This window comes from Symmachiella dynata (assembly GCF_007747995.1).
Classification (GTDB): domain Bacteria; phylum Planctomycetota; class Planctomycetia; order Planctomycetales; family Planctomycetaceae; genus Symmachiella; species Symmachiella dynata.
On record NZ_CP036276.1, the window covers coordinates 6782973 to 6795670 of the forward strand.

9 protein-coding genes and 1 pseudogene are annotated in these 12698 nt (G+C 57.1%); 6 read left to right on the forward strand and 4 right to left on the reverse strand.

The features are described 5' to 3' along the window. Nucleotides 1-4 precede the first annotated feature (4 nt). The 3 genes and pseudogenes from Mal52_RS25880 to Mal52_RS25890 all read left to right on the forward strand — a co-directional run bounded on the left by Mal52_RS25880 (nucleotide 5) and on the right by Mal52_RS25890 (nucleotide 4196). Nucleotides 5-2365 (forward strand): transglutaminase TgpA family protein, encoded by a 2361-nt coding sequence (locus tag Mal52_RS25880; protein ID WP_145379502.1) that lies wholly within the window; start codon nucleotides 5-7, stop codon nucleotides 2363-2365. Nucleotides 2366-2684: 319 nt separating this feature from the next. Then, nucleotides 2685-3284 (forward strand): annotated as a pseudogene (locus Mal52_RS25885) (3-keto-disaccharide hydrolase); the annotation flags it as partial. A gap of 42 nt (nucleotides 3285-3326) precedes the next feature. After that, complete coding sequence (locus tag Mal52_RS25890; RefSeq protein WP_145379504.1) at nucleotides 3327-4196, forward strand: SDR family oxidoreductase; 870 nt, start codon at nucleotides 3327-3329, stop codon at nucleotides 4194-4196. On the opposite strand, the gene Mal52_RS25895 is transcribed toward Mal52_RS25890, so the two are convergent. Beyond that, nucleotides 4188-4985, reverse strand: coding sequence for a hypothetical protein (locus Mal52_RS25895; RefSeq protein ID WP_145379505.1), 798 nt, complete (start codon nucleotides 4983-4985; stop codon nucleotides 4188-4190). The two genes, Mal52_RS25890 and Mal52_RS25895, sit on opposite strands and share 9 nt — an antisense overlap. 377 nt (nucleotides 4986-5362) lie before the next feature. Between Mal52_RS25895 and aroA the strand changes: the two genes are divergently transcribed. Further along, nucleotides 5363-6643, forward strand: coding sequence for a 3-phosphoshikimate 1-carboxyvinyltransferase (aroA, locus tag Mal52_RS25900; protein WP_145379506.1), 1281 nt, complete (start codon nucleotides 5363-5365; stop codon nucleotides 6641-6643). Nucleotides 6644-6701: 58 nt separating this feature from the next. On the opposite strand, the gene Mal52_RS30020 is transcribed toward aroA, so the two are convergent. After that, complete coding sequence (locus Mal52_RS30020; RefSeq protein ID WP_197534468.1) at nucleotides 6702-7343, reverse strand: hypothetical protein; 642 nt, start codon at nucleotides 7341-7343, stop codon at nucleotides 6702-6704. 259 nt (nucleotides 7344-7602) lie between these two features. Further along, a complete protein-coding gene (locus Mal52_RS25910) occupies nucleotides 7603-8439 on the reverse strand; it encodes a sugar phosphate isomerase/epimerase family protein (RefSeq protein WP_197534469.1) in 837 nt (278 codons plus the stop codon). Between the two features lie 176 nt (nucleotides 8440-8615). Between Mal52_RS25910 and Mal52_RS25915 the strand changes: the two genes are divergently transcribed. Continuing rightward, nucleotides 8616-9734, forward strand: a complete 1119-nt coding sequence (locus Mal52_RS25915; protein WP_145379508.1) for a citrate/2-methylcitrate synthase — start codon at nucleotides 8616-8618, stop codon at nucleotides 9732-9734. A gap of 201 nt (nucleotides 9735-9935) precedes the next feature. Further along, nucleotides 9936-11624 (forward strand): ArnT family glycosyltransferase, encoded by a 1689-nt coding sequence (locus Mal52_RS25920; RefSeq protein WP_145379509.1) that lies wholly within the window; start codon nucleotides 9936-9938, stop codon nucleotides 11622-11624. Between the two features lie 81 nt (nucleotides 11625-11705). Here the strand turns inward: Mal52_RS25920 and Mal52_RS25925 are convergent, their stop codons facing one another. Next, nucleotides 11706-12572, reverse strand: a complete 867-nt coding sequence (locus tag Mal52_RS25925; RefSeq protein WP_197533484.1) for a Rieske (2Fe-2S) protein — start codon at nucleotides 12570-12572, stop codon at nucleotides 11706-11708. Nucleotides 12573-12698 lie beyond the last annotated feature (126 nt).

Here is a 12698-nt window from a genome sequence, read left to right on the forward strand (position 1 = left end):
CGCCATGCCATTCCTCAAAACCTTTCAATTGAGCATGTACGCCCAGGTCTTCTTGGCCAGTGGGTTGTTAGCAGCAGCCGAGGGAGGGGCATCGCCGGCCTACCTGACGTTCGTCGTTGGCTTGGTGGCGCTGATATTCAACGACTCACGCCGAGAGTTTGGTCTGTCGGAATGGTGGGCAAACGGTTTGGCGTTGGGGGCGTTTTTGGTCGCGTCTTGGGAGTTTATGGGAGACAGCCAAGAATCCAAACTCCTCGCCGGAACACACTTGATCATCTATTTGCTGTGGATCGTGCTCCTGTGGAATCGGGAAATGCGGCATTTTTGGTGGATCTGCGCCTTGTGCCTGCTGCACGTCGCACTGGCCGCCGTATTAACGCAAGCCAGCTGGTTCGGCATGGTGCTTGTGGTCTACGTTCTCTTCATGGTCTGGAACCTGACGCTGTTTTCGTTGTATCGCGCAGAGGAAGAAGTTGTCTCCGCCCCCACGGTGTTTGCTTCCGATACTGGGACCGCGTTATTGCAAGCTTCGGGGAAAAATGCGGGAAGACACAGCCGCGTTCAAGGCAATGTGCAAAGCGACTTCGGCAGGTCCCGCGTCGGGAGCCGTTTGGCATTCGGTTCACTTGTCACGTCGCTATCGGGTTTATTGGTGGGCTCCGCAATTTTTGTGATGACTCCCCGTGTGTGGATTCCGCCGAAAAAATCGGAGCAAGCCGAATCCCCCAACGTTTCGCCCATTCGATCAGTGACCGGCTTCACGGAGGAGGTGCAGCTCGGTGACATTGGCGAGATCCTGGAAAGTAGCGAGCCTGTGCTGTCGGTGCAGGTCGTCGACAATGATACGAATACAGCATTAGACGTAATCGATTTTGCCAACTCGTATGATATGAACGAACCATACCTGCGCGGCTCGGTCCTCGTGAAATATAGCGCCGGTAAGTGGCAAACAGGGAAGCGGGATAGAGATCCAGACCGAATGTCTCACGCACCGAGACTGGGGAGTCGGGGGTGGATTCGCCAAGACATCACGTTAGAACCGATGGGCACCAAGCTGCTATTTGCCATGCGGCCATTCTGTAGTGGTAATTTCGCCATCGGGGAGCGTGATGGCAACGAAAACGCGCTCTTTCTGGCATATCCCTCCTATACGATCTCTCCACGTACGAGCGAGTCGGGTTCGAAACAAATCAGATATCGGATTTATTCTCGCCCGCCAACTAATCCTCCATCGCCCCCCAAAGATTTTTCGTCGTTTCGATACATTGAAACATCGCAAAAAGGCCGCGAACTCACAGCAGTTCCTGAGTCACAGAAACTGAAAGCACTTGCGCAACAAGTCGCCGCACGCGTCAATCGAGAATCGTTGCAGGGGGACGAGTACACATTGGCTGTGGCCCGTGCTTTGGAATCGCATCTGCGTGACAGCGGGGAATACACCTATTCACTCAGTGCGGCGGTGATGGATCCGACGATTGACCCGGTGGATGATTTTCTCTTCAACCGTAAATCGGGGCATTGCGAATACTATGCGGCCGCGTTGACGTTGATGCTGCGTTCGGTCGGAATTCCCGCGCGGCTGATCAATGGATTCAAAGGGGGCGAATACGATGCCCAAGAGAAGGTCCTGCGGGTCGAACAGCGGCATGCGCACTCTTGGGTCGAAGCGGCGATCGGCGATCATTGGCTCACAATGGATGCGACGCCGGCGGCGGAGCGACAACGGATCGTCGCCTCACACAAGCCGGGTTACTGGGAGGTCTTAAAGCGGACTTTTTGGGGATTTTGGCGAGAGAATGTGGTGAGTTTCTCGCTGGCGAAACAGCGACGGGAGATTTTCGAGCCCATGCTGGATTATCTCCAAAAAGCATTTAGTTCCACCGCCGGGATGCGGGCCGCTGCGGTCGATTTTTGGAATTGGTTTTACAGCACGGTCACCAATCCGCAGCGATGGATCAGCATCGATGGCGGGATCCTTGTGTTTTTGCTCTTGGGCGTTCCGGTCTTGATTTTCCATTGGACAAGCAAAATTTGGCGTCGACTACGAGGAAGATGGGCGAGAAGAAAATCGGCGCACGCCGGTCCGACCCGCCTAGTTGAGTTTTACCAACGGTTTCAAGTCCTCACACGACGGATGGGGTTTGTGCGACAGCCCCAACAGACGCAACGTGAGTACGCCGCCGCGATTCAGCAGGTCGTTGATGCTACGGCGGAGGAACCGGAAATGAATAACGTCAGCAATGAAATTGCCGATTCGTTTTATCGTGTCCGATTTGGGGACGATCCCCTCAATGCCGAGGAACAACGGCAGGTCGATCAGCAATTGCAATTGATGGAAGCATTGTCGAAACGGCGGCCACGCTAGTCATTGCATTGACCGCGTTGGTAGCAATCGGACGCTGCGGGGAGTATTCTACCCATTGGCAATCGCTGGCAACGGTCGATACAAGTCGTTTCAAAACCCTCTGACGCGTCTCACTGAAACTAATCTGAACGTTTCGAGAACAAGCGCAACCGGGTTTAGAAACTGGTTCTAGACGGACGTTCAGCTTGCCACCCCTGACGGTATTAGTTTTTGCACACAAGGAGCAACAATGAGACTCACCGCAATCCTCTGTACCCTGACCCTGGTTGCCGCTGTTTTTTCAGCAACGGCGCATGCCGGCGAGGACAACGTGCCCCCCAAAGGCTTTAAAGCACTGTTCAATGGCAAAGACCTGGCCGGTTGGAAAGGGCTTGTTGGGAACCCCAAAGTCCGCGCCAAAATGTCGCCTGACGAACTGGCGACGGCACAAAAAGCAGCTGACGAAAACATGCGGCAACATTGGAGCGTCGATAACGGCGTGTTGATTTTCGACGGAAACAACAAAGGCGGCCCGCTTTGCACTGACAAAGATTACGGCGACTTTGAAATGCTGGTCGATTGGAAGATCAAAGAGAAGGGGGATAGCGGCATCTATCTCCGCGGCAGCCCCCAAGTGCAAATTTGGGACATTGAACTCTTCAACACCGGTTCGGGCGGGTTGTACAACAACAAAAAGAATCCTTCTAAACCGCTCAAGACCGCCGATAAACCGATTGGTGAATGGAACACCTTTAAGATCAAAATGGTCGGTGACAAGGTCACAGTGCACCTGAATGACGAATTGGTCGTGGATAATGTGACGTTGGAGAACTTCTGGGAACGTGACAAGCCGATCTACCCCACGGGGCAAATCGAATTGCAAAATCACGGCAACACCCTGTACTTCAAAAACATTTACATCCGCGAAATCCCGCGGAAGTAATCGTCGCCGTCACGTCGACCACATCGGAAAGTTGGGACCGTGAACGTTTTGATCATCGGCTGTGGGTATGTCGGCCAACGCGCCGCGCAAGCCTGGCTGAGCGAAGGTCACTCCGTGAGCGCGTTGACGCGTAACGCGGAAAACGCGACACGGTTGGCAGCACAAGGCATCACGCCGATCATCGGGGATGTCACGCGGCCGGCATCGTTAATCGACCTGCCGGCCGCGGACTTGTTGCTGTACGCCGTTGGTTTCGACCGATCAGCTGCGCATTCGCAACGTGACGTCTATGTCGACGGTTTAGCAAATGTACTCGCAGAGATTCACGCGCGCACAGGCCGTTTAATCTATCTTTCCAGCACGAGCGTGTACGGCCAAACCGGGGGCGAGTGGGTCGATGAGTCCTCCCCGTGCGAGCCAATTCGCGACAACGGTCAAGTATGCCTGGATGCCGAACAGGTTATCAAATCGCAGCTGGGTGGGGATTCGACTGCGGAGTTTCAAATTCTCCGTCTGGCGGGTATCTACGGGCCGAACCGTCTGTTGGCCCGCGTCGCTGCCCTTCGCGACGGCGAACCGTTGGCCGGCAATCCTGAAGGGTACCTGAATTTGATCCACGTCGAGGACATTGTCCGCACAATTCTGGCCTGTGCGGAGCGCGGTGTCGCGGGGCAGACGTATCTAGTCAGCGACGACCGTCCGATAACGCGCCGCGCGTATTATGAAACCTTGGCCCAGCTGATTGGAGCGGCGGCTCCCCAATTTGGCGGTGGTGGCTCGGGACGGCACGGGGCGGAGAGTCTCAACAAACGCTGCAGGAACCGCCGGTTGCGTGATGAATTGGCGGTCGAACTGGCCTATCCAACGATCGAAACCGGTCTGCCGGCGGCTCTGGGCGAATTACAGTAAGCGACCGACGGGTTCAGGTGAGGTGATTTTGTCTTGTTCCGGAGTGGGAACCAGGCGGTCCATCCAGCGAATGCCGAACGCTTCGATTTCTGAGGTCATCGCGTTGACGAGACGCCGGGCGCGGCTGCGGCTGTCCTCCGCTCGCGCCCGGCGTTGTTCTACGCGTGCCATCAGCCCCTGCCGCTGCTCAGCCCAATACTGCGACGCACTGCTGCGGACGTCGTCCAGCCACGGCCCCCATTGCATGGCTTGCGGCTCGGCAGATTGAGTTGGCGCGGATGCCCGCATCGATTCGAAGCAGGCGCCGGTGGGATAGGACTCAACGTCGCCCGCGGCAGTCTGCTTGCCTGCGGGGGTTGATGTCGTGGCGGCGCGTTCGAAGGCGCGGAGGTTTTTAAAAACCCAATGCTGACCGTCTCGGAACATCAGATACAAATCGCGCTGAGGGGAAGCCGGCTGGCTTTCGGCAGCGTTGATTTGCTCCGGCAAAACATCGAGGCACTGCAAATCATCACGACAGTCCCACACGCCGTAGCAATCGGGCGAAATGCCGTCGGGGGAGGGAAATGACGCAATGTGAAACAGATCCACGGAAAAACAGGACACGTCGCGGGGTCGCTCGGTGACGGTCACAATGCTCACAGCGGGAGAGACGACATCGTCGAGCACCAATTGCGATGCGGCAACGGCGCGGCGAGCGATACGCTCTTCGCGATTCTTGTGTTCCGTGGACCAAAGCCACGCAAACAATGTTAGAAATGCCACCAGGGCGATAATGCGGTCGTTCATGGGAGTTAGCACATCAATATTTCGGCAACAGGGACGGCTGTTGCATTCTGGATTTCTACAAATGTCAGCGGACGGACATTGGAACATTAATCCTCACTACGCTGTGCATCGGGTATTGCAGCCACGTCCGATTAGGGGAAATGCGGGAAATAGGATCATGCGGGTTGTGGCTGATGCAATTGCCCTGCAGAGGATTCCCCCGGAAGCCGAGCGTTGATTGTGGGTTTTAAGGCATGCTCCTATAATGGGTTACGAGATTCCCCGTCCGGTGAGAGCCGAGTGGGAGGTCCGGAGGCGGGGATGCACGCGCTGCCCCACAATCCTGGCAATCGCAACAATTCACAACCAAGTCACGGCGTCTGAACGACAATTCGACTATGTCTGACCCACTCCCCATTTCGCCCGTCACGCAACCGTTGTCGGGGACGGTCCGTCCGCCCGGTTCCAAGAGTCTCACCAACCGTGCCTTGATTGTGGCCGCTTTGGCCGATGGGGGCTCGGAATTGACGGGGGTTTTGGACAGCCAAGATACACAGGTCATGCTCGAAAGCCTGGCACGGCTGGGATTCAATGTGCAGCATGATCAGTCGTTGGCCAGAGTCAGTATTAAAGGATGTGGTGGAACGGTCCCAGCGGGCGGCGCGGAGTTATGGCTGGAAAACAGCGGGACGAGCATTCGATTTCTAACGGCACTCTGTGCGGCGGGCCAAGGCGAATATCGTCTCGATGGGTCGACACGCATGCGTGAGCGCCCGATCGGCGATCTGATTGCCGCTTTGAATCAACTGGGAGGCCATGTCACTTCGGTTGCGGGCACAGACTGTCCTCCGGTCCGCGTTGTTGCCAACGGCTTGCGGGGAGGCACGGTCGATGTGCCGGGCAGTATCTCAAGCCAGTTTCTCAGCGCCGTGCTCATGGCGGCTCCCACAGCAGCCAATCGTGTGGACATTCAAGTCGCCGGCACATTGGTCTCCGTGCCCTACGTCGAAATGACGTTGGCTGTGATGCGACAATTTGGCGTCGAGGTCGAATATGATTCCTACAGGCGATTTTCGATCGAACCGCAACGCTACGCGCCGACTCGTTACGCGATTGAACCGGATGCTTCGGCCGCCAGTTACTTCTTCGCCGCAGCAGCCGTCACGGGGGGAGAGATCACCGTGGAAGGTTTAACGCGTGACGCACTGCAGGGAGACGTCGGGTTTGTTGATGCGTTGGCGGAAATGGGCTGCACCGTGATCGATGGCAGCGACAGCATTACGGTACGGGGCGGGCCGCTACGGGGGATCGACATCGACATGAATGCGATCAGCGACACGGCCCAGACGTTGGCAGCCATCGCGCCGTTCGCCGAGGGACCGACGCGGATTCGCAATGTCGCCCATATGCGGCATAAAGAGACGGATCGCATTTCCGCCCTGGTCATCGAGTTGCGGCGGCTGGGGGCTCGGGTCGACGAATTCGACGACGGGCTGATGATCTACCCCGGTCCGTTAAACCCGGCGACGATCGAAACCTACGATGATCATCGTATGGCGATGAGTTTCGCAATCACGGGCCTCAAATCACCGGGCATCCAAATTGCGGACCCCGGCTGCACCGCGAAAACGTATCCCCGTTTCTTCGAGGACCTCGCCCAGTTGACGGACGCCTCGTAAGAATCCGACTGAAGACCAGCCCCATGCGTGCACATCGTCCTTGCACGCGTGCTTCGCACTACGGTTTCGACCACAGCCATCCGGCGGATCGAGACGCTGACGGTTGCCGCGACGCCGGTTGAGCCTGTGTGGGGCGATTTGTGACGGATCGAACCGGTCGTTCGTATCCCGACAGCTCGATCATGCGTCGATAGTCCTCTTCGTCGCTATAGTCCGCGGGCAAAGAGACCGATTCGTCGAGCTCCAGGTCCAATTCAAACTCTTCGTTCAATTGCGGGGACAATTGAGGTTCCGGTTCTGGCTCCGGAGCCGGTACGGGAGGAGTCGATATCGGGGGCGGGGGCGGCAGTTCCTCGGGCATCGGGGGGACACCCGACTGGGGAGGTTGATTGATTTTGGGAACGGTCGTTGCGGGTTGCGAATAAGCAGGGGCCGAAGTTGTGGGTGCTGGCGAACTCGGAGCTGAGGGTGTGGTCGACTCCGCGAAGTCTGTGTTTTCCAACCAACGCAAGTCCTGCACGCGGCGACGTTCATCCCAGCCGGTATCAACGAGCTCCACAAATCCCGATGGCTTTTTACATTCGCGGAAATCCAATCCACCGCGTAGCGTGATTCCCTTCTTGGCGTGGCAACAACACCCAGCGCAAGGGGCGATTACGACCAGGATTCCCAACAGTTTTAAGATGCGCGAAGGAGTCATGTGCCGTATCCATCCTACCAACCATGTGCTGTTCGACCGCGTCGACCAGGCAGTTGCCTGTCATTCCGCAAAGCCGAATCACTTTGCGTGTCTGTCAAAATCGGCACAACTGGAATTTGAGACACAGGGCAAGCTCAGCACATGACGACGCTCAGCGAATGGTTCGACCAACGCGCCGCACGATCCCTAAAAACCGAAACCTCTACGCTGTTTAGCTGGTCGACGAACCTTGCCTATTCCCAAGCCGCATGCAGGACGGTCAATCAAAGTAACCGCACGATTTGAGTGTCTCGACGCTGTCGATAATTCGTTGCTGCGTCTCAGCGAGAGAGAGCTCCGGTTCGCCGCGAATGCCTTCTAGCTCCAAACTGTACGGCCCTGTGAATCCGCAGCCGCGCATGATGTGCAGCACCTGCAGGAAATCTACGGCCCCTCCATACCCCAGTGCCGGAAAATACCATTCGCCGGGATTTCCCTGGCTGTCCTTCAGGTGCAGGTGTTTGACGTAGTGAGAGACTTTAGCCAACCCGACTTCAACGACGATGTTTTCGTTAAAGTACAACATGTTGCCGGTATCGAAGTTGATCCGCAGATTGGGGTGCTGCAGCTCCTCCATGGTTTGCAGCATATACCGATGGTTCACACAGATTCCCGGATGCGTCTCGAAACAATAAGTGATGCCATGCGTCGCCGCGCAATCGCCGATCTCGCGGAGATGCGCGTAGAGCTGCGACAATTGTTCAGCGTCATCTGCTTCCCCAGCTCCCCCGACTACGAGTTTCACGCCGAACTCGGCGGCGATGCCAAGTTTGTGTTTTGTGATATCGACGACATCACGCTGCAGTGGATTGCCGCTGGTGATATTACAGCTGGCCAATTTGACACCATGATCGCTGAGCAGACTTTTGACAGCCGTTAAGTCCGCCGTGCTCGCCTCGGTCGTCACTAGCGGCTCATCGCCGAAGATCGATTTTGCCCCGGCGGTGCGGATCGGTAGTTCGAGGTACTCCAACCCGGCAGCGCGAATGTTTTCAATCGCGCCCCGCGCGCCGAAGCGTCCGTAACTGTTTGTCAAACAAGAAACAATTGCCCGCATTCGTGGATCCTTAAAGCCAATGTGCTGTGTCAGTCCTTTCATTGTGACGGCATACCGACGGCTCGGCAATGACGTTGTCCGTCGCCGAGGGCCGAATTGTTTGGTATAACGTGGCAAGGCGGAAATCTCCGTACGAAACCTCTGCACTTCTTCTCTCATTCAATCCATTCGATACCATGACAACCGAAGCTTATCATCCCGGACTAGAAGGCGTGATTGCCGGCGAAACTGCGATCTCGACGATTGAAGGGGGATTGCAATACCGCGGTTATTCAATCGCCGACCTAGCCGAGCACTCCACGTTTCTCGAAGTCGCCTACCTGTTGCTGCATGGCAAACTCCCCTCGGAAGAAGAGTTGGCGGACTTTCTGGCCATCTATTCCGAATCGGCGGAAGTCGACGACTCGATCATCGAGTTTTTACGGCAGATTCCGCTACACGTTGGGGCGATGGATGTGTTGCGAACCGGAATCAGCGCAATCTCGCATTTCGACCCGCAACTCGACGATGATTCCGAAGGGGGCAACATCGCCAAAGCGGTCCGCATGCTGGCACAGATTCCTATTCTGATCGCGGCGCGGTATCGCATGACTCTGGGAATGGATTTGATCGAGCCTGATCCCGATCTCAGCTTCGCTGCCAACATCCTGTACATGATCACCGGCAAATGCCCGTCGGAACAGCGGGAGCGGGCTATGGATGTCTCGCTGATTTTGTACGCCGAACATGAGTTCAACGCATCGACATTCACGGCGCGGGTCGTGACCTCGACGCAGTCCGATATTTATTCGGCCATCGTTGCGGCAGTCGGGGCGCTCAAAGGTCCGCTGCATGGCGGTGCCAATGAACGGGTGATGGAAGTCCTGGAGGAAGTTGGGTCTCCGGATAACGCCGAAGATTGGATCCGTGATGCGCTGGCCAAGAAACGTCGCATTATGGGATTCGGACACCGCGTCTATAAAACCGGTGACCCACGGGCTGTGATTTTGAAACGCTACTGCGGAGAATTGGCTGAGAAAACCCGCAACCTGGAATTGGAAAAAATGGCCGATGTCATCGAAGGGATTGTTGTAGAGGAGAAAGGACTTCCTCCGAATCTCGATTGGCCCAGCGCGCGGCTGTATCACTATCTCGGCTTGGATGTCGAATTGTATACGCCGCTGTTTGTCGCCAGTCGCGTCTCCGGTTGGGCGGCGCACGCTATCGAGCAAACCGCCAATAACCGACTGATTCGTCCCCGCAGCCGCTACACTGGACCGACCGGACAACGCTTCCTCCCCATCAGCGGCCGGTAACTGTCTACTAAAGTTGGGGGCCACTGGCGGCTTGCCCGCCAGTGCAAAACGCGTGACCGGCCAAGACACTGTTTGACAACAAGCCAGCAGTCGAACCCGACACTCGCACGGTTTTTTAGTATTTCAATAGGCTGTTCACGTCACTGCAGCGTGGCGTCCAGTACTCGCATCGACCACACCTCCATAACGGGACAGATCCGCATGGCGGCCCCGGATGACAACGTAGCCACGACGCAACCCGCCGGCGATGCTCAGACCGCACGAACGCGTCGGCCGTTGCTGCAGCGTATTCCCATCGGCGGAATCGTGGTGTCGATTGTCGTGATGCTGCTGATGGGGATCACGGTGCGCGACTACGGTCTGACGACCGATGAACCGATCTACATTCTCAACACGCATCGATTCATCGATTGGACGGTTGATTTGTTTGGGCAGGGACCGTCGGTCGCGTTTGAGAAAGAGCGATTGCGGGAAGGGATTTATTTTGCGCGGAGCGACAGCAAGAATCTTCCAGCCACGACGCTGATTGCTGCGTTGGGCTACGTCACCGTTGGCCAGTTCGATTCCGCACCGGCGGCTTATCGCTGGGGGAACGTGATTGTTTTTGCCATTACGTGTGGCGTGGTGTTTCAGTGGATACGGCGGGAGTTGTCGTACGGCGCCGCCATGATTGCCGTGCTCGCACTCCTCGGCACACCGCGACTGTTTGCCAATGCGCATTTTTTGAACATCGATACACTCGTGGGCTGCTTCTGGGTCTTAGCCGCCTGGGCACTGTATTACAGCCGCGAGAATTGGCGGTGGTCGATTGGGTTTGCCCTGTTTTGCGGCGTGGGCATGATGACCAAACCGACGTTTTGGTTTGCGCTGCCGTGGTTTTGTGTGTGGGGTCTGTTCTATCACCGACGGGAACTGTGGCGCGCGGCGGTCTGTTTGGCCACGGTGACACCGCTGACGGCGCTCTTGCTGATTCCGCTGTGGTGGTCCAATCCCGTTGGCGGGTTCTTTGATTACATCGCTCTGTTGCGGCAAGAGGAAAACGGTTGGCAAATCGATGCCTTTTACTTGGGCGACGTCTATCAAATGACCGGCATGCCGCCGGTTCCCTGGCACAGCGTGATTGTATTGCCGTTGGTCACGACGCCGATTTGGATCTTGGTCTTGGCCGCGGTCGGACTGGTGCATTGGCTGCGCCGGGAGCGAACTTCGGACCTGTTGGGGCTGTGGGTCGGCAGCAGCTGGGTGCTGCCGTTGATCGTCATGCTCCCCTCCACCCCAGCTCATGACGGCGTAAGGCTGTATCGCGCGTCGTTTTTCTTTTTGGCGCTGATCGCCGCTTATGGTTTCCAAACACTCAGTGACCGATGGCTCAAGCGGACGGACCAATCCACAGACTCGACGCGTTTGCGGTGGGAGTGGGTGGCAATTGCCGCGCTGGCAGCCTTGGCCGTTTGGCCGCTGTGGCGGATGCATCCGGGGCAGCTTTCGTATTACAACCTGGCCGTCGGCGGACTGCACGGCGCGGCAATGCCGCAGGAGGTGAGCTCCTTGCCGGGGAATTTCAAACGCCCGCAATTTGAAATCGATTATTGGTGGGCAGCAATGAACGAACCGGCCTGGGCGGAGATGCAACAGCAACTGCCGCAAGGGGCCAAGCTGTGGGTCTTTCCGGAACACTTCGGACTCGAACGGCTGCAAGAGTGGGAGGACCTGCGCCAAGACATCACGATTGTCGGCCCTGATCAAGCCCAGTACCTGCTGCTGTACGGACGGCTGGGACGCTTGCTGGACCCGCGCAGCGGAAACCTGGGCCGTCTATTTTTAGAGGGCCAACCGCTTTGGGAATTACGGATCGACGGCGTACGCGTCGCCGCATTGTTCCGAATGTGAGCAAGCTGTAGGGCAGGCTCCCGCCTGCCATAAACCACATTGGACATCCCGCGCCTGCACAACAGCAAGCAGGAGCCTGCCCTACTCGTGGCCTGTGCCGCAACCACCCGAACCACAGCCCCCGGAGCCGCAGCCTCCCGCTTGTGGCGGAGGTTCGACGAGCGGGAAAAAGCGGACCTCGAAATGGAATTGCTTCGACAACTGCTCGCCGATGGTTTCCAACTCGGGGAGTTGCTCTCCCAAGAAATACAGCACGATTGTCTTGCCGTCGAATAGAAACTCGAAGTCGACGACATCCACCGTTGGGTCGTGCGCGGCCAACAATTGCTCGCAGGCATCCAACAATCCGGGTGGTTCAGCGGACATCAGTTTGACTTGCGCCAGATCGTCCTCGCTTGCGCGGCGTAGCACTTCACCGGTTGGTTTCTCGGCGTTGACGGAAAGAGGACGGCGTCCGTCCAACGGGCTCGACAGAACTTCCCCGAGCTCCAAGCCGCGCGAGGTATTCACAACCACCCGGTCTTTGTGGCGACATTCCACGGATTCAATCGAACCGAACCAAGCCACCCAACCCAGCGCGCCGTAGCGGATGAGATAACGGTGCACGCCATCGTCCTTGACCGGCGGGGTTTCGACGGCCGGGGGAATTTCGATTCGCAGCTCGCCCTCTTCGACATGAACCTCGAAACGCTCGACCGGGTTGCCTGCATGCGACGTGCAATCGCCGGTGACGACATCGAATTCCCAACCATGCAGCGGACAAGAAACGGTTGTGCCCGACAGCTCACCCACGGCTAGCGATGCGCCACGATGGGGACAGCTGTTGTCGATGGCGTGAAATTGGCCATCGAGATTGAAAACCGCCACGCGGCGACCGTCCGATTCAAAAATCTTGCTCGCTCCGAGCGGAACTTCGCTCGCCAGACCGATCGGTATCGTTTCCAACATCCACTCAACTCTCTCGATATTTAATTTCGCCCTGCCCACGGCAGTCACGAAGAAGTTCAGAATCCCTACGTCACACGCCGAGGGCGGAATTCCCCGATGGGCTTGTGACGGGCCTTTCATCTCATA